A 17,465-nucleotide genomic window follows, 5' to 3' on the forward strand; every position below is an offset into this window, starting at 1 on the left:
TGGGTCTTGACGCTCGGGAGTCCTCCTGTTATACCTCCCGCGTCGGGCATTCCACTGCCGAGGGGAGTGCATGAGACCATTGCTGCTCGTCGCCGTTGCCGTCGTCGCGATGGCGTATTCCGCACGGAACGCTTCCCCGCTCGAGGGCACGGCGTGGGAAGTGCAGGTGAAGTCCGACGCGCTGTTCTCCTGCCGCCGCAAAGACACCCTGATCTTCAAGGACGGACTGCTGACGGTCGCGAGCTGCGCGGCCGAAGGCGTCGCTCCGTCGTCGTACGGCTCCGAGCGCGAGGGAGCCGGCGGCGCCGCGTCCTGGCAGGCCGCCCTCCACCGCGAGGGACGGGGGACCTGGCAGTGGCAGGGCGTCATGAGGGGCGACGCCGTCGAGGGCAGCGTGCTGCGCACGCTCCCCGACGGGAAGGTCCGTCGCTACCGCTTCACCGGGACGCGGCGCGAGGATTGACCCTCGCGCCGCGTCCTGCTATTCTGGGGGGCATGAAGAGCCTCCTAGCGACGACTTCGCTGGTCCTGTTCGGGGTCGCCTGCGCCTGCGCGCTCGAGACTCCTGAGAGCATCCGGTCCGCCGGCACGAGCGGCTTCGCCGTCGCCGAGGTCTCCCCCCAGCCGGCCCTGAAGACTTCGAGGCACGTGCGCGTCAGCGGAACCCTGAGCCTCAACGGCTCCGGCTACGTCCCGCAGTCGAACTATGCGAACGTCAGCGTCTCCGGCTCGGTCGACGCCCGGGGAGAAGGCGGCTACGCGACCGGCTACACGACGGTGACGCAGACGCTCTCGTTCTTCGTGAACGGGAACTTCGTGACCCAGTGGGTGAACGTCAACGCGTACGTGTCCGTCTACAAGGACGGCCGCTTCGTCGGCTCCACCTATCTCAACGGCTCCGTGCTGCTCACCGGCTGGAAGAACGGCGACTGGCTCCACCTCAACGGCAGCGGCGCCGTCGCCGGCGACCTCTTCGTCCAGGAATAGCCCGATGGCGAGCATCAGCGTGAAGAAGGCGACGGAACCGGAGGTCCGGGCGCTCGGCGCGAAGTCCTGGCCGATCTGGACCTGCGAGGCCTCGACCTTCGACTGGCATTACGACCAGAAGGAGACCTGCCTCATCCTCGAGGGCGAGGTCGTCGTGAAGGCGGGGTCCGAGACGGCCTCCTTCGGCCCCGGAGACCTCGTGGTCTTCCCCGAGGGCCTCGACTGCGTCTGGCAGGTCGTGAAGCCGGTTCGAAAGCACTACAAGTTCGGTTGAGGGAACGGCTCTGAGAACCTTCCTCGTCCTTCTTCTCGGCGCGGCGCTCGGCGGCGCCGCCTTCTACTGGTACGGGAGCCGCTTCTCCCCCTCCCGCGCCGAAGCGGCCCGCGCCCTCGAGACGCTGGTCTCCCGCTGGGAGCGCGAGCAGATCGCGGCCGACGCGCGGACCCTCACGCTGGTCGTCGACGACGCCGCCGTGCCCGATCCCTTGAGCGCGCCGCTGGAGCCCTCCGTCTTCGAGCAGATGGGCCTCGGGACCCGCGGCCCCGGCCCCTTCGCGAAGGCGCTGGCCGGGACCCCGGGCGTCGTCGTCCTCCCCTACGACTCCGAGGCCGCGCGCGACGAGGCGGGCTTCGAACACTCCCTCGCCGCCCTCGTCGCCCGGGCCAACGAGGTCGGCGCGAAGGTGGACGTGCTCTCCTCGGGCCGCGGCGCGCGCTCAGCGCTGAAGGCGGCCGCGGAGCTCGAGACGACTGGAGCGGGCAAGGCGCGCATCCGCCGCCTCGTGACCGCCGGCTACGACGAGCGCCGGCTCAAGAAGAGCGACCCCGGCTTCTTCGCCGAGTTCCAACCCTCCGCCGTCGTCGACGAGTGGGCCAACGTCTGGGCCGAGCGCCGCGACGAGCCGCGCGGCATCGGCATGAGCTATTACGGCGAGGGCCTTTCGAGCGTGGGCTTCGTAGACGCGGGCCGGCTCAGCGCCGGCACCTACGCCGCGCTGATGCGCGGCGCGCGCGAGGAGGGCTACGACGCGGCCGTGCGCGAGCTCGCCGGTCTCCTCGCCTCGCTCGGCGCCGGGGCCGCCTCCCTGCGGGAGTCCTTGACGCCTTCGGGGAAGGTCCCGGCCTTCGCGCATCCCCCGGCGACCGCGCTGGCGCCGCCGGAGCGGGTCTTCCGCTCCGTCGCGGGCGCGGCCTCCCGCGGCAGCGGGGTCTCCCCCCAGGCGGGGAGCGCGGCTCCCGTCGTCGAGCAGCGCACCGGCTACAAGGCCGAGGAGGCCTCCGCTCCCGACGTGGAGTCCCTGCGCCGGGACCGGTCGGGAAAGGCCGCCCCGGAGTCCGCGGCGGCGTCCGCGCGGAGCGTCCTCCCCACGGACGACCCGAAGGGCGGCGAGGAGGCGGTGCCGGATTTCTCGGTCCCGCAGATCGTCGCCTGCGCCGAGGACGATGCCTGCCGGACGTCGCTCCCCAAACGGGCCGGCATCCTCGGCTATCTGCGCAAGCACGAGACGATGGGCAGCACCTGGATGTATCTCCTTTGCGAAGGGAACATGGGCATCCGCTCTCAATGCGTCACCGTGGCCTCGCTCTGCCAGGTCCGCGACGGGCACTACCGCATGGTCGGTGACGTCGGCCGTTATCGGCCCCGCGCCGTCCTCGAGGGGACGAGGGACTGTTCGAGCTTCAAACGCTTCGACTGACGCGGCGTACCCGGTACCCCCGCCGGGAGTAGGCCCTCCGTCCTCGACAATCTGCCCCTTCGTCCCATGCGCCGCGCGTCTCTGAGCGCTACCCTATGGACAGCATGAGGCCGACCTCCCTCCTTCGGACCGCAGCCGCTGCGCTCGTTCTCGCCTTCTCCTCCGCTTTTCCCCTTCGGGCGCAGACCGTCCGGACGGCCGTTGCGACGGTCGCCGGCGCCGTCTCCGTCGTCCCCGTCGTCCCGACGCTGAACGCGGCCTCCAGCGCGAAGGGAAGCCTTGCGACGCTCACGCTCCAGACGGCGCCGCTCCCGAGCATCCTCCCTTCCGTCGGCGCGGCGCCGACCCTCGCTCTTCCCCTTCCGTCGGCGAAGATCGCGACGGCGCAGACCGGCGTCGTTGCGGCGGCCGCAGAGGTCCCCTCGAAGGCTGCTCCCGCGCAAGCCGTCCGCGCGAAGGGGACCTTGGAAACGGGAGCTCAGGAGATCTCCGCCTCCCGTGAGCGCGGCGGCGAAGGGGCGGTCCTCGAGAAGCTCTTCTCCGCCTCCTCCATGCGCGCCGGCGTCGTCGATGCCGGAGCGTCGGCCTCTCTGCGCGAGCTCGAGGCGTCCGCCGTCGACTCCTCGCTCCCCCTCCCGCGCCGACTCGCGGCGGTCGCGGCGGCGGCGAAGGTCCCCGGCGGCGAAGCGAAAGCGGCCCTGCGCCGCATCGCCGAGGCGAACCCGCAGGGCGGCGCCGCCGATTACGAGGTGCACCGCGCCGCGCTCGCGGAGCTTGCGGGCATGGGGCTCGTCATGAGCCTGCGTCCCGTCTCCGCCGCGCATGCAAAGGAGATCCTCGCCGGGCTCTCCGCGCGCAAGCCGAAGCTCGCCGTCTTCGATTACGACGACACCCTCGCGCCCTGGCTCCAACCGATCTCGCGCGCCCAGGCCGCCGCCCTCCAGGCCGCCGGGGAAGCCGGCACGGCCGTCGCCATCCTCACCGACCGGCCGGAGCGTCCCGAGGGCCACATCCAGGTCGGCATCCTCGATTCCATCGAAGGGATGACGCCGCAGCAGAAGGCGCGGCTCGTCGTCATGGCCCGTCGGGGACTGCGCGGACTGCGCTTCGACGCGAAGGGGGAGCCGGTCCTCGTGCACGAGGAGAAGGTCTCCTGGACCGGCGCGGAGAAGGACGCTCTGCGCTCCGCCGGCAAGGCCGTGGCCGCCCGCTACGGTTCCGGAAAGGAGGACCTCGAGGAGAGCGGCTATCAGCGCTACCTGCGGCCGGGGACCTCCAAGGCCGACCTCGAGGCGGCCGCACGCCTCCTGCAGGACGAGCTCGCGCGGCGCGCTATGGACTACGAGGTCGTCGGCCGGATGCCGAAGAACCCGCGCAACCCCCCCTTCCTGACCCTCACGAAGGCCGATAAGAGCATGGGCATCCGCCTGCTGCGCACGCGCGCGGACCTGCGCGGGGCGCCCGCCGGCGAGGACGAGGTCCCCGCCGAGAGCATGGTGGTGGTGGGCGATCAGTTCTTCGACGACCGGGTCACCGACCGGAACATGAGCAAGGGCGCCCCCGGGGTGCTCGCCCTCGCCGTCGGCGGCACCGCCGACCCGCGGGTCCCGAACGTCTTCGTCTGGTCGCGCAAGGGCGAAGCCGCCTCGCGGGAGATCCTCTCCGCCATAGCGCGATAGCCGGCGATCCCCCCGCGGGAGCAGGCGACGAAGACCCCCGGCGCTCGAGCGCCGGGGGTCTTCGTCGAGGCTCAGCGCGTGCGGGACAGGGCCAGGAAGTAGAGGTAGACCTCTCCCACGCGGGCGGCGTGAGAGGGAGGCAGGAGCTCGAAGTGCGGGCCGTCCATCAACGGCTTGATGAATGCGTGCGTCCCGGAGAGCAGACCCTCGTCGGTCGGCTGGGACTGCGCTTCGCCGGTCCTCAGCGCGGCGGCCGTCCGGATCTCCGCGGCGAGACCCCGGACGGCGGCGGCGGCCGTCTCGGGGTCGTCGGTGTACATGGAGACCTGGTCCGCGAAGGCCAGGCGGGGCCCCCAGCGCTTCGCCCAGGCCCGGTCCTCCTCGGTCGGGAAGGCGCGCTCGGCCATCTCCTCGGCCTCCTTCGTCAGCGCGGCCTGGGCGTCCTTGTACGGGCTGAAGTCCGTGAACTTGATGAGCGCGGCGAGCTGGGCCGGGGAGCCGCAGCCGGCGTGCTCGAGTTCCTCCAGCAGGGCCTGCGCTTGCGGGTCCTCATCGAGATGCTTCAGAGTCGCCGGGACGGACGGCGGGGTCCCCCCGACCCGTTCGGGGTCGATGTCGTGCAGGAGGGCCGCGGCGATGAGCAGGGGGGCGTGAGGCGCAGAGGGAGCGCGGCCGGCGAGGATGGCCGCCGCCACATCCGCGACTTTCTGCGTGTGGAGGAGACCGTGATAGACGTGCGCCGGGTCTCCGGGGTGCCTGGAGGCGATGAAGGCCGCTAGGTGCGCGATGAGGCTCTCCGGGACGCCGTAGCTTCGGAGCGCCTCGTCCCAGTCCTCGGCGGATGTCCATTGAGAGGAGGCGTCGGCCGCGGCGAACGCCGTCTGCACGGGTCCCGCCGCCGATATCCGCGGGAGTTCGAGCGCCGGCAGGGCGTTCCCGAGGGTCGCGGCGAGCGATGGAAGGGCGAGGATCCGCAGGCGCGGGGTCCCCGTCAGCGACGACGGGAGCGGGACGACCGTCCCGGCGACGGTCGTCGGGGCGTGCGGGACCGCCGCCAGCACTTGTGCGTGAAGGACGGAGGCCGCCGAGAGGCAGAACGCGAGAGAGACGCTCAGGAGCGTCCGCGCGCTTCTCATATCTCCTCCCCTTATGGACGGCGACGATCGGGACGGACGGAAAGCCGTAGTCCGCACGGATTGCGCACGAAGCTGGGAGCGCCGGGACGTTCGGCGCGCAGCCAGGAATGAGGCCGCTCGGCCGGGGGCTTCAGGGCGGGCTTTTCGAGGATCGCGTTCATCACCGATAGGATAGCCGGCGTCGGCGTCCGGAGGCAGGAGCGGAAGGGCAAGCGGGCGGCGCTTTGAGTCCTAGTCCTCCAGGTTCCTCAACGGGGCCCGGGACGGAACATGCCGTAAGCCGAGGGCCCGTCCCCCGAAGGGGACGGGCCCTCTGTCCGCAGGTCCCGGCGCGAGGCCGGGAAGCGCGGCTCAGTACATGTCTCCGCCGCCGTGCATGTGGCCGCCGGCCGGAGCGGCTTCCTTCTTCTCCGGGATGTCGGCGACGAGGCACTCGGTCGTCAGCAGGGTGCCGGCGATGGAGGCCGCGTTCTCGAGGGCGCAGCGCACGACCTTCGCGGGGTCGACGATGCCGCTCTTGATGAGGTCCACGTACTCCGAGGTCTCGGCGTCGAGTCCCCAGCCGTCCTTCAGGGTCCCGACCTTCTCGATGACGACGGAGCCGTCGAGGCCGGCGTTGAACGCCAGCTGGCGCATCGGGGCTTCGAGGGCCTTGCGGACGATGCGGATGCCCGTGGTCTCGTCGTCGTCCTTCCCCTTGAGGGCGTCGAGGACCTTGGCCGCGCGCATGAGGGCCGCGCCGCCGCCGGAAACGATGCCTTCCTCGACTCCGGCCTTCGTCGCGTTGCGCGCATCCTCGACCTTGGCCTTCTTGGCCTTCATCTCGGTCTCGGTCGCCGCGCCCACGCTGATGACGGCCACTCCGCCCTGGAGCTTCGCGAGCCGCTCCTCGAGCTTCTCCTTGTCGTAGTCGGAGGTGGTGTCCTGGATCTGCTTGCGGATCTGCTCGACGCGCTTGTTGACCTCGGACTTGGAGCCCGCCCCGCCGACGATGGTGGTGTTCTCCTTGTCGATGACGACGCGCTTGCAGCGGCCGAGCATGTCGATGCCGGCCTTCTCGAGCTTGAGCCCGAGCTCTTCGCTGATGACCTTTCCGTCGGTCAGCGTCGCGATGTCCTGGAGCAGGTCCTTGCGGCGGTCGCCGAAGCCGGGGGCCTTCACGGCGGCGCACTTGAGGGTGCCGCGCAGCTTGTTGACCACCAGGGTCGCCAGGGCCTCGCCCTCGACGTCCTCGGCGATCAGCACGAACGGCGAACCGGACTGCGCGATCTTCTCGAGCACCGGCAGGAGGTCGTTCATCGCCGAGATCTTCTTGTCGGTGATGAGGACGGACGGATTCTCGAGCACGGTCTCCATGCGCTCGGCGTCGGTCACGAAGTAGGGCGACACGTAGCCGCGGTCGAACTGCATGCCTTCGACGACCTCGAGGGTCGTCTCGGCGGACTTGCCTTCCTCGACGGTGATCACGCCCTCGTGGCCGACCTTCTCCATGGCCTGGGCGATGAGCTCGCCGATCTGGCGGTCGTTGGCGGAGATGGTCGCGACCTGGGAGCGCTCTTCCTTCGTCTTCACCGGCTTGGAGGCCTTCTTGATCTCGGCCACCACGGCGAAGACGGCCTTTTCGATGCCGCGCTTGAGGTGGATGGGATTCGCGCCGGCCGCGATGTTGCGAAGGCCCTCGTTGATGATGGCCTGGGCGAGGATCGTGGCGGTCGTCGTGCCGTCGCCGGCGACGTCGTTGGTCTTCGAGGCGACCTCGCGGACCAGCTGGGCGCCCATGTTCTCGAGCGGGTCCTGCAGCTCGATCTCCTTGGCGATGGTGACGCCGTCGTCGATGACGGTGGGGGAGCCGTACTTCTTCTCGAGGATCACCGAGCGGCCCTTGGGCCCGAGGGTGACCTTCACGGCGTTCGCGAGCTTCTCGACGCCGGCCTTCAGGCGGGCGCGCGCATCTTCACTGTAGACGATCTGCTTCGCCATTTCGTTCTTCCTCCTAAGGTTGGTGCGTTACTTCAGGATTCCGAGGATGTCTTCCTGATGGACGATCAGGAGCTCCTTCTCGTCGAGCTTGATCTCGGTGCCCGAGTACTTGCCGTAGAGGACGCGGTCTCCCTTCTTCACGTACATGGGGAGCGTCTTTCCCTCTTCGGTGGTCTTGCCCGGACCGGCCGCGACGACCTCGCCTTCCTGCGGCTTCTCCTTCGCGGTGTCGGGGATGATGATCCCGCCCTTGCGGACTTCCTTCTGCTCGACGGGCTTGATGATGACGCGGTCGCCCAGGGGCTGGATCTTCACGTTCGTCAGCGTCGCTTCGGCCATATCTGCTTCCTCCTTTATATCTTTAGCACTCCGACTAGGTGACTGCTATTATAGCTCAGCGTCCTCAAAGTTGTCAATCGCGTTGTGTGAGTGCCAATTTAGATGCACGCCGATTTCCCCTCGGGAATCCTTTCCGAACTCCCTCCCCTGCGGGGAGGGCAGGGTGGGGGCGCACTTCACTTCGTGGAATAGATGATGAGGGTTCCCCCTCCCCCTTCTCCCCCTCGGCGGCACCCCGGCCCTGATAGTGCCGCGATCGCACGCAATGAGGAAGCTGATAGTGCGAACTCGTGGGAAGGGGAGTTAAGGAACTGTCGCTGGCGTGATCCTAATGGGGTCAGACGTTAACTTTCGCAACTTATTCCGTGCAGGCAGGCAGGGGCGTAAATCTCCCCTTCCGGGTCGTCCGTCCGAATAAGTTGCGAAAGTTGCGGTGCCTGACGCCATGATAGAAGGAGTACGCGCGGGGGGCGGGAAAGGTTCCGGGTCCCCCCTTCCCGCGCGGTTACTGCGTATCGTCGCTCGGAAGACCGTTGAGCGGCCAGCGCAGGCGGAGGAGGTCCTTGGGACCCTCGGGGAAGGGAGCGGCGATGAAGCCCCTGGCGAGGGGTTTCAGCCGGCCGTCGAGCGCGCGGTAGCCGGCGAGCGCGTCGGCGCGGCGGCCCTGGAGGTCGAGCAGGTTCGCGCGGCGCAGGGCGGTCCAGCCCCGCATGCGCTCGGGCACGCTCAGGCGCTCGAGCGCCTCGAGATGAGCCGCGGCGCCGGAGGCGTCGCGCAGCATGAGGAAGGCCTCCGCGGCGATGTAGTGCCCGACGGCGCGGGAGGTCTCCCGCGCGGCCGGGTCGACTTCTCCGGCCCAAGGGCCGGGGTCGGCCAGGGCCGCCGCCTCCTTCCAATGTCCCGCGCGCTGCAGCAGCGTCGCGCGCCAGAGGCGGAAGGCCGGGTTGTGCGGGTGGCGCTTCATCAGCCGCTCGAGGCCGAGGTCGGCCTCGCGTCCGCGGCCCTCGATGGTGTCCACGAAAGCGAGGACCGCCAGCGCTTCCGAGACCGCGACGGAGCCGCGCTCGGCCGAGCGCTTCATCTCGGCGATGCCCTTCTCGCGGTCCCCCCAGAGGCCCATGAGGAGGTAGGCGAACGGACGGGCGGTCGGCGGCATGCGGGCCATGAAGTAGTGGTACATGCCGAGGCCGAGGTAGGCGTCCTCGAGGTCCGGGTCGAGTTCCACGGCCTTCTTCACATGACCGACCGCCTTGCGGGCGTCCCGCATCGCCGAGACCCAGTCCCGGCGCAGACTGCTCACGCGCGCCTGGAAGCCGTAGGCGGCGCCGAGGTAGTATTCGCGCCAGGCGGGGGCGTCGGCCGGAGCGCGGCCGGCCAGCTTCGCGGCGCGCGCCATGCGCTCCTCGAAGGCGCGGACGCTCGCGGTGGAGATGGGGGTCTCGACGAGGATGCGCTGGTAGTAGGCGATGCCCTGGAAGAACGGCCCGGCGGGGTGCTCGGGATGGCGGTCTTCGAGCTTCTTCGCCGCCGCGAGGCCTTCGGCGATGCGCAGGTCGTAGAAGAGGTCGACCATCGCGGCGACCTCCCAGCGGACCGGGTCGTCGGCGCGCGGGCCGTTCTCCTCTCGCGCCGTCCCTGCGGCGCTATGACCCGCCGCAGGGACCGCGGAGTCCGAGGGCATCGACGGCTTCGCCGCCCACGCGGGACCCGCGGCGAGCAGGAGCGTCAGGAGCGCCCCGACGGTCTTCATGGCTCGAGTCTAGCACGGCGTCCCGGGAAAACGCTACCCTTGTCGCATGCGCATCGTCATCGCCGGCGGCAGCGGCTTCATCGGACGCGCGCTCATCGCCCGCCTCGAGCGCGAGGGCCACAAGGTCCTCGCCCTCTCGCGCCATCCCGCCGTGCACCCCGAACTCAACGCCCTCGAGTGGGACCCGGCCCGGCCGGGGCTCTGGGCGGCGACCCTCGACGGGGCCGACGCGCTCGTGAACCTCGCCGGCGAGCCGATCGCCGAGCGGCGCTGGAGCGAGGTCCGCAAGCTGAGCCTCCTCAAGAGCCGCGTCGACGCGACCCGCGCGCTCGTCGACGCCTGCGCGCGCTGCGCGAAGCCCCCCCGCATCCTCCTCAACGCCTCGGCCGTCGGCGTCTACGGCGACGTCCCCGAGGGCGAGGTCGACGAGGAGCGTCCCCGCGGGAAGGGCTTCCTCGCCGAGGTCTGCGCCTGCTGGGAGGAGGCCGCCCTGCGCGGCAAGTCCTGCGGCATGAGGGTCGTCCTCCTGCGCACCGGCGCCGTGCTCGGCCTCGGCGGCGGCATGCTCAAGCGCATGCTCCTCCCCTTCCGCCTCGGCCTGGGCGGGCGCCTGGGGGGCGGGCGGCAGTGGCTGCCCTGGATCCACCTCGACGACGAAGTCTCGGCGGTCGTGCACCTTCTCTTTGCGGGTGCGAGCGGCCCCTGCAACCTCTGCGCGCCCGAACCCGTGCGCAACGAGGAGTTCGCCCGGGCCCTCGCGCGGGCCCTGCGTCGTCCCTGCATCGCCCGAGCGCCGGCGTCGCTGCTGCGCCTCGGACTCGGCGAGCTCTCCTCCGTCCTGCTCGAGGGCCAGCGCGCCGTGCCCAGGCGCCTGCTCGCGAGCGGCTTCCGTTTCCGTCATCCCCGCCTCGACCAGGCCCTCGAGGAGCTCCTCGCATGAACGTCTCCCCCCCCGCGCGCCGCGAGCGCATCCTGGCGATGGCCTGCATCTCCCTCTCCGCCGCCTGCCTCGTCGGCGGCTATGAGTTCGTGCGCAGCACCGCCGCCTCCCTCTTCATGGAGGCCTTCGGCTCCGGAGCGATGCCCTACGCGATGACCGTCGCTCCGGTCCTCATGTTCGCGCTCATCTACGCCTATGGGAAGGTCCTCTCGCGCCTCGGCCCGCGCCGGACCCTGATGACTTCGCTCGCCTTCGCGGCCTGCGTCCTCGTCCTCTGCCACGCGGCCCTGCGCACGGGGGCGAAGTCCGCGGTGGCCGTGCTCTACGTGTTCGGCGAGGTCTACATCGTCATCCTCGTCGAGCAGTTCTGGGCCTTCATCAACAGCTCGCTCGAGTCCTCCGAGGCGCGCGCCTTCAACGGCCCCATCCTCGGCGGCGCCTCGCTGGGACCCATCCTCGCGGGCTTCCTCCTCAAGTCGCTGGCGGTGCGCCTCGGCTCCGAGACCTTCGTGCTCCTCTCCGGGCTCTCCCTGCTGCCGACCGCCGCGCTCGCCTGGGCCGCCTACCGTCTGGCCGGCGAGCCGAAGCCCGACGAGGCGGAGGCCCGGGAGCCCTCGGCGCTGCACCTGGGCGTCATCCGCGAGCACCGCATCCTCCTCTTCATCGCCGCGCTCGTCACGCTCTCGCAAGTCTTCTCGACGGTGACGAACCTGCGGCTCTACGGGCTGCTCGAGGTCGAGATCCCGCTCAAGGACGCGCGCTCGGCCTATCTGGGGAGCTTCTGGGCCTGGGCCAATGGGCTCGCCTTCGCGATGCAGTTCGCCGTGACGCCGCTGATCCTGCGCCGCCTGCCGCTGCGCGCGACCCTGCTCGGCATCCCCGCGATCCACCTCCTCACCGCGGCCTTCATGCTCCTGCACCCCTCGCTCGGGGCGGCGGCGTTCTCGCTGCTGGTCTTCAAGGGGATCGACTACTCGGCCTTCCGGGCGAGCAAGGAGCTCCTCTATATCCCACTGCCCTTCGACGCGCGCTACCGCGCCAAGCAGGTCGTCGACGCCTTCAACTACCGCTGCTCGAAGGGCGTGACGGCGGGACTCATCTCGCTGGCGAAGTCGCTCTGCGGGACGCTCCCCGCCTGGGCCTTCCCCGCGGCGGCGCTCGCCGCCGCGGCCGCCTGGCTCGCCGCCGCCGTCCCCCTCGCCCGCGAAGCCGAGCGCGAAAAAGCCTGAGCGGGAATCCCCGGCCGGGGATCCCCGCTCGTCGCCTCTAAGGCTTGATGAGGAACGTCCGCTCTACTTCGATCCCCCGGGGAGCCCGGAGTCGGGATTCCCGACCCCGGCCCCATGGCGGATGTCCTTGCCCGCGACCATGAAGATGACGTCCTCCGCGATGTTGGTCGCGTGGTCGGCGATCCGCTCGAGGTTGCGGGCGACGAGGATGATGTCGATGCCCCTCTGGATGGTGGAGGCGTCGGCCTGCATGAGCTGCATGAGCTCGTTGAAGACGCGGCTCTTGAGCGCGTCCTCCTCGTCGTCGCGCTGGAGGACGGCGCGCGCCTTCTCGACGTCCCCCCGGGTGAAAGCGTCGAGTCCGTCCTTGAGCATCGCCGCGGCGAGCTCGGCCATGCGCGGGATGTCGAAGAGCCGCATGCGCGGCTGCTCGAGGAAGAAGAGGCCCGTCTCGGCGATGTTCATGGCCTGGTCGCCGATGCGCTCGAGGTCGGTGCTGATCTTGAGCGCCGCGGCGATGGTGCGGAGGTCGCCGGCGGCGGGCTGGTAGAGCGCGAGGAGCTGGAGGCAGCGCTCGTCGACCTCGACGTGGAGCCGGTTGACGAGCTCCTCGCGCCGGCGGACCTCGTCGATGCGCGAAGGGTCGCGCTCGGTGAGGACTTTCACCGCGTAGTGCACCATCTCCTCGCACGCCGCGCCCATCTCGAGCAGGCGGGCGCGGGCCGCGCCGAGGTCGTCGTCGAAACGCTTCTTCGTGGTCATGGGAGTCCTCTCAGCCGAACCGGCCGGTGATGTAGTCCTCGGTGCGCTTGTCCTTCGGGCGGGTGAAGACCTGCTGGGTCGGGCCGGATTCGACGAGCTCGCCCATCAGCAGGAACGCCGTGTGGTCCGAGACTCGCGCGGCCTGCTGCATGTTGTGGGTGACGGTCACGATGGTGAGGCGCTTCTTGAGCTCGAAGAGGAGCTCCTCGATGCGGGCGGTGGCGATGGGGTCGAGGGCGGAGCAGGGCTCGTCGAGCAGGAGGACCTCCGGCTCGACGGCGAGGGCCCGCGCGATGCAGAGGCGCTGCTGCTGCCCGCCGGAGAGGCCGAGCGCGGGCTCGTCGAGGCGGTCCTTGACCTCGTCGAAGAGGGCCGCGTCGCTCAGCGCGCGCTCGACGCGCTCGTCGACGACGCGGCGGACCCGGACGCCGTTGAGCGTGAGGCCTGCGGCCACGTTCTCGCGGATGGACATGCTCGGGAAGGGGTTGGGGCGCTGGAACACCATGCCGATGCGCCGGCGCAGGAGCACGGGGTCCAGCGCCATGAGGTCCTCTCCGTCGAGGAGGAGACCGCCCTCGCACCAGCCGCCCGGGGCGCTTTCATGGAGACGGTTGAGGCAGCGGATGAGCGTGGACTTGCCGCAGCCCGAGGGACCGATGACGGCGGTGACGAGGCGCTCGCGGACGGGGAGGTCCACCCCCTTGAGGATCTCGGCGGCGCCGTAGCCGGCGCGAAGCCCCCGCGTCTCGAGGACGACCCGGCGGTCCTCGGCGTTCGGAGCCGACGGGTCGAGGGCGGGCGGCGGGGCTTGAATGGTCGCGGTCATGAGTGTCCTCCGGCGGGGCGCCTCGTCAGCAGCCGGGCCAGCGCGTTGGTCGTCAGCACGAACAGGAGGAGGATGAAGGCGCCCGCCCAGGCCTGGCGGTGCCAATCCTCGTAGGGCGAGATGGCGTAGGTGTAGATGGTCAGCGGCAGGGCGGCCATGGGGTGGAGCATCCCCTGGTCCCAGAAGCGGTTCCCGAAGGCCGTGAAGATGAGCGGCGCGGTCTCGCCCGCGATGCGGGAGAGGCCGAGGAGGACGCCCGTGAGCACGCCGGGCGCGGCCGTAGGCAGGGCCACGCGCAGCACGGTCTTCCAGCGCGGGATGCCCAGGGCGAGCGCCCCCTCCCGGACGCTGCGGGGCACCAGGCGCATGAACTCCTCGGTGTTGCGCAGGACGATGGGAACGAGGATGACCGCGAGCGCGACGCTGCCGGCCATGCCGCTGAAATGCCTGAGCGGGAGCACGACCAGGGCGTAGGCGAAGATGCCCATCACGATGGACGGGACGCCGTTGAGGATGTCGGCGGCGAAGCGGACGAGGGCCGCCGTGCGGGTCGAGGCGTACTCCCCGAGGTAGACGCCGCCGAGCACGCCGACGGGGATGCCGAGGAGCGAGGCCAGACCGACGATCTTCGCCGTCCCTACGATGGAATTGGCGATGCCTCCGCCGGTCTCGCCGACCGGCTTCGGCAGCTTCGTGAGGAAGTCCCAGCCCACCGCGGAGGCGCCCTTGAAGGCGATGTAGCCGAGGATGGCGAAGAGCAGCGAGACGGAGACGAGCGCGCAGGCGGCGGCGACGGCGGTCGCGAGGCGGTCCGTCCGGCGGCGGCGCGCGTAGTCGGGGAATCTCACCGCGGCGCTCCTTTCCCCGGCGTTCCCAGGCGGTGGATCATCCAGCGGGCGGCGCCGTTGATGACGAGGGTCAGGACGAAGAGGACGAGGCCGACGCCGATGAGGGCGTGGACGTAGGCGTCGGAGGTCGCCTCGGCGAACTCGTTGGCGATGACGGCGGCCATGCTGTAGCCGGGGTCGAGGAGCGAGGCCGAGATCTTGGGGGTGTTGCCGATGACCATGGTCACGGCCATGGTCTCTCCGAGGGCGCGGCCGAGGGCGAGGAAGACCGCTCCGAGCACCGCCGAGCGCGCGTAGGGCAGGGAGACCGTGCGGACGCTCTCCCAGCGCGTGGCGCCGAGCGCGAGCGCGCCCTCCTTGAGGGACTGCGGGACGCTCAGGAGCACCTCGCGGGTGATGCTCGTGATGTACGGCAGGATCATCGCCGCGAGGACGAGCCCGGCGCTCAGCACCCCCACGCCGTAGGGGGCGCCGGAGAAGAAGGGGGTCCAGCCCAGCGCGGAGATGAGGAAGGGCTCGACGGCGCGCACCGCCGGGACCAGCACGAAGATCCCCATGAGGCCGATGATGACGCTGGGGACGGCGGCGAGGAGCTCGATGAGGAAGCTGCAGACCGCGGCGGCCCGGCGCGGCGCCATCTCGGCGAGGAAGACCGCCGCGCCGACGCCCAGCGGCACGGCGATGAGGAGGGCCAGCGCGGAGGTGACGAGGGTCCCGAAGATGAACGGGAGCGCGCCGAAGACCTCGGCGACCGGGTCCCATGTCGTCCCCCACAGGAAGGCGGGCCCCGTCGTCCTCCAGAGCAGGCGGGAGCCGGCCGCGAGCTGGAAGCCGAGGGCGGACGCGAGCGCGACGACGCTCAGGGCGGCCGCGCAGAGCACGGCTTGAAAGACGCGGTCGCCGGCCCGCTCGCGCGGGCCGGCGGCCTTGCTCACGATTCCTCGCGCGGGGGCTTGCGCGAGGAGGACGGTCACCGCACGGTCTCCACCGCCGCGGCGACCTTGACGGCGACTTCGGAGGGCAGGGGCGCGTAGCCTAGGGACGACGCGCTCTTCTGCCCGTCCTTGAGCATCCAGCGCAGGAAGCCCTTGAGGATCTCTCCGCGCGGTGCCGGATTCTTCTGATAGACGAGCAGCCAGGTGTAGGTCGAGACGGGGTAGGCCTTCTCGCCGGGCGCGTCGGTGATGGAGACGCGGAAGTCCGCGGGGACGGACTTCGCGGAGGAGGCCGCCGCCGCGGTGACGGAGTCGATGTCCGCGAGCGTGAACTTGCCGGCTTTGTTGCGTACGGCCGCGTAGGCGATGCCGTTCTGCTTGGCGTAGATGAGCTCGACGTAGCCGATGGCGCCGGGCGTCCCCTTCACCATGCTCGCGACGCCCTCGTTGCCCTTCCCTCCCAGGCCGGCGGGCCAGTTCACCGAGGTGCCGCGCCCGACCTTCTTGAGCCACTCGGGGCTGACCTTGCTCAGGTAGTCGACGAAGCAGAAGGTCGTGCCGGAGCCGTCGGAACGGTGGATGACGGTGATGGGCGCCGAGGGCAGCTCGACGCCGGGGTTGAGGTCGGCGACGGCCTTGTCGTTCCACATGCGGATCTTCCCGAGGAAGACGTCCGCGAGGACCTCTCCGCTCAGGTTGAGGGCGGCGACGCCCTTGACGTTGAAGACGGGGACGACGGCCCCGAGTACCGTGGGCAGGTGGAGGAGCTTCCCGTCCACCGCGAAGAGCTGCTTGTCCGTCATCGGCCCGTCGGTGGCGCCGAAGTCCACGGTGCGGGCGGTGATCTGGCGGATCCCTCCTCCCGAGCCGATGGACTGGTAGTTGATCTGCAGGTCCGGGCGCACCGTGCGGTAGTCGTCGAACCACTTGGAGTAGATGGGGTAGGGGAAGGAGGCCCCGGCTCCGTTGAGGGTGGTCACCTCCGCCGCTGCCGCGGAGGATGCGGCGAGCAGGAGGCACGCCGCGGCTTTGAGAGGACTGAGAAGGTTCTTCATGTTCGGTTTCTCCATTGCTTCGATTCTAACTTCGACGTTTGACGTTCGCATGACGCTCGTTCAAACATCGTGTGACGGCGGGATCCCCCGTCGAGGGCTCGCGCGCGTCTAGAACTTCACCTGGAAGTCCAGCTGGGCGCGGTTGATGGAGTCGTCGGTCTGGCCCTGGTTGGGGGCCAGCAGGCGGGTGATGAAGTACTTGGCCTTCACCTGCATCCAGTCGCGCGGGCTGCAGGCGAGCCACAGGATGGCGCCCTTGCGGTTGGTGCCGCCGTTGCCGAAGTCGGAGTCGGAGGCGTCGGCGACCGTCGCGTCGGTGCGCACGAACTTATAGAAGGCGGCGGCCTCCCAGGTCTTCGCGGCGGAGGCCTTGCCCAGGATCGCGCCCGCCTGCCAGCCGAAGTTCTCGGCCGAGCCGAGGTCGCTGCGGGCTCGCAGGTTGTTGATGTAGGTCCCCTGCAGGGAGAGCGGCAGGCTCCCGAGCCAGGAGCGGACTTCCGCCGTCATCTCGGCCACTCCGAAGCGGTTCTTCGGGATGTTCGTGGAATACCGGCGGTTGCCGTCCTGGGTCACGCCCTGGCCGAAGGCGAACGCGTCGATGTTCGTCCAGCCGTGATAAGCGGCGGCCATGCGCAGGCGGGACTCGAGCGGCAGACGCGTCTCCAGCCCGAGCTGCTGGCTGAAGCACCACGGGCGCGCCGTGCTGTTCGAGGATTCGGCCGCGGCCAGCTGCTGGGCGTTGGCGAAGAGGGTCAAGCCCGCCTCCGAAAGGAGGAGTTCTCCGCCCTCGCCGAATCCCTCGGGATTCAGGTCGGTGTCCCAGAGGATGTCCGAGGTGTAGGTCTGCCAGAGGGCGTTCTGCATGCGCCCCGACTGGAGGTAGACGCTCCCGTTGTCTCCGACCCTCGGACGCCAGGCGAGGTAGGCCTGGTCGATGTAGATGCCCTTCTGGGTGCCGAGGCTCGAGAAGGTCTGGTTCGTCGAGACCTGCTCGCCGGTGCCCGAGGCGAAGCGGAAGACGCCGAGGAGCTGGTCCGGGAACTGGACCTCCGCGCCCAGGCGCAGGCGGTAGCGCTGGCGGTTGCGGTCGAGCTTGGTCGGGGTCTGCCGTCGGAAGTTCTCCGCACGAAGGCGGAAGTCCCCTCCGAACTTCACGCTCTCGAGATAGTTCGAGAGCTTCACTTCCTGCGCTCCGGCGGGGAGCGCGAGCCCGAGGGCGAGCAGGGCGGCGGCGACGGCGTTCTTCATGGTGCGTGTCTCCTTGTAAGAGGGGTCCGCGCGTCGGCGCGTTCCTCGGCGTTG

The 17,465-nt window shown here is 70.2% G+C and carries 18 protein-coding genes; 7 read left to right on the top strand and 11 right to left on the bottom strand.

The genetic code is table 11. From position 1 onward, the window contains the following. The first annotated feature begins 70 nt into the window (after positions 1-70). The 5 genes from WC969_03500 to WC969_03520 all read left to right on the top strand — a co-directional run bounded on the left by WC969_03500 (position 71) and on the right by WC969_03520 (position 4,363). Positions 71-463: a hypothetical protein gene (locus WC969_03500; GenBank protein MFA6028901.1), complete on the top strand. Its 393-nt coding sequence runs from the start codon at positions 71-73 to the stop codon at positions 461-463. 32 nt (positions 464-495) lie between these two features. After that, a complete protein-coding gene (locus WC969_03505; protein MFA6028902.1) occupies positions 496-987 on the top strand; it encodes a hypothetical protein in 492 nt (163 codons plus the stop codon). 4 nt (positions 988-991) lie between these two features. Beyond that, complete coding sequence (locus tag WC969_03510) at positions 992-1,261, top strand: cupin domain-containing protein (GenBank protein ID MFA6028903.1); 270 nt, start codon at positions 992-994, stop codon at positions 1,259-1,261. Positions 1,262-1,460: 199 nt separating this feature from the next. After that, on the top strand, positions 1,461-2,684 hold the full coding sequence (locus tag WC969_03515) for a hypothetical protein (protein ID MFA6028904.1): 1,224 nt from the start codon (positions 1,461-1,463) through the stop codon (positions 2,682-2,684). A 104-nt stretch (positions 2,685-2,788) separates the two neighbouring features. Then, on the top strand, positions 2,789-4,363 hold the full coding sequence (locus WC969_03520) for a hypothetical protein (protein ID MFA6028905.1): 1,575 nt from the start codon (positions 2,789-2,791) through the stop codon (positions 4,361-4,363). A 71-nt stretch (positions 4,364-4,434) separates the two neighbouring features. Here WC969_03520 and WC969_03525 read toward each other — a convergent pair whose 3' ends face one another. From WC969_03525 to WC969_03545, 5 genes are all read right to left on the bottom strand, one after another. Next, complete coding sequence (locus WC969_03525; GenBank protein ID MFA6028906.1) at positions 4,435-5,499, bottom strand: hypothetical protein; 1,065 nt, start codon at positions 5,497-5,499, stop codon at positions 4,435-4,437. 11 nt (positions 5,500-5,510) lie between these two features. Next, positions 5,511-5,660 (bottom strand): hypothetical protein, encoded by a 150-nt coding sequence (locus WC969_03530; GenBank protein ID MFA6028907.1) that lies wholly within the window; start codon positions 5,658-5,660, stop codon positions 5,511-5,513. Positions 5,661-5,850: 190 nt separating this feature from the next. Then, a complete protein-coding gene (groL, locus tag WC969_03535; GenBank protein ID MFA6028908.1) occupies positions 5,851-7,479 on the bottom strand; it encodes a chaperonin GroEL in 1,629 nt (542 codons plus the stop codon). 27 nt (positions 7,480-7,506) lie between these two features. Beyond that, entirely contained in the window at positions 7,507-7,818 is a 312-nt protein-coding gene (gene groES / locus WC969_03540) for a co-chaperone GroES (GenBank protein ID MFA6028909.1), read from the bottom strand. Between the two features lie 505 nt (positions 7,819-8,323). Next, the gene (locus WC969_03545) at positions 8,324-9,568 is read right to left on the bottom strand and encodes a hypothetical protein (GenBank protein MFA6028910.1); all 1,245 of its coding nucleotides are present in this window, start codon (positions 9,566-9,568) and stop codon (positions 8,324-8,326) included. 46 nt (positions 9,569-9,614) lie between these two features. On the opposite strand from WC969_03545, the gene WC969_03550 reads away from it, so the two are divergent. Next, on the top strand, positions 9,615-10,508 hold the full coding sequence (locus WC969_03550; GenBank protein MFA6028911.1) for a TIGR01777 family oxidoreductase: 894 nt from the start codon (positions 9,615-9,617) through the stop codon (positions 10,506-10,508). Next, complete coding sequence (locus tag WC969_03555; GenBank protein ID MFA6028912.1) at positions 10,505-11,737, top strand: hypothetical protein; 1,233 nt, start codon at positions 10,505-10,507, stop codon at positions 11,735-11,737. The genes WC969_03550 and WC969_03555 overlap by 4 nt, the downstream gene beginning before the upstream one ends. Before the next feature lie 63 nt (positions 11,738-11,800). On the opposite strand, the gene phoU is transcribed toward WC969_03555, so the two are convergent. The 6 genes from phoU to WC969_03585 all read right to left on the bottom strand — a co-directional run bounded on the left by phoU (position 11,801) and on the right by WC969_03585 (position 17,411). Further along, complete coding sequence (phoU, locus tag WC969_03560) at positions 11,801-12,499, bottom strand: phosphate signaling complex protein PhoU (GenBank protein MFA6028913.1); 699 nt, start codon at positions 12,497-12,499, stop codon at positions 11,801-11,803. A gap of 10 nt (positions 12,500-12,509) precedes the next feature. After that, a complete protein-coding gene (pstB, locus tag WC969_03565; protein MFA6028914.1) occupies positions 12,510-13,325 on the bottom strand; it encodes a phosphate ABC transporter ATP-binding protein PstB in 816 nt (271 codons plus the stop codon). Continuing rightward, positions 13,322-14,173, bottom strand: a complete 852-nt coding sequence (gene pstA / locus WC969_03570; GenBank protein ID MFA6028915.1) for a phosphate ABC transporter permease PstA — start codon at positions 14,171-14,173, stop codon at positions 13,322-13,324. The genes pstB and pstA overlap by 4 nt, the downstream gene beginning before the upstream one ends. Further along, on the bottom strand, positions 14,170-15,147 hold the full coding sequence (gene pstC / locus WC969_03575; protein ID MFA6028916.1) for a phosphate ABC transporter permease subunit PstC: 978 nt from the start codon (positions 15,145-15,147) through the stop codon (positions 14,170-14,172). Before pstC ends, pstA begins: the two co-directional genes overlap by 4 nt. Further along, complete coding sequence (gene pstS, locus WC969_03580) at positions 15,144-16,163, bottom strand: phosphate ABC transporter substrate-binding protein PstS (GenBank protein MFA6028917.1); 1,020 nt, start codon at positions 16,161-16,163, stop codon at positions 15,144-15,146. Before pstS ends, pstC begins: the two co-directional genes overlap by 4 nt. A 108-nt stretch (positions 16,164-16,271) precedes the next feature. Further along, positions 16,272-17,411: a putative porin gene (locus tag WC969_03585; GenBank protein ID MFA6028918.1), complete on the bottom strand. Its 1,140-nt coding sequence runs from the start codon at positions 17,409-17,411 to the stop codon at positions 16,272-16,274. Positions 17,412-17,465 lie beyond the last annotated feature (54 nt).

This window comes from Elusimicrobiota bacterium, from assembly GCA_041660925.1.
Taxonomy (GTDB): Bacteria; Elusimicrobiota; Elusimicrobia; order UBA1565; family UBA1565; genus JBAZUV01.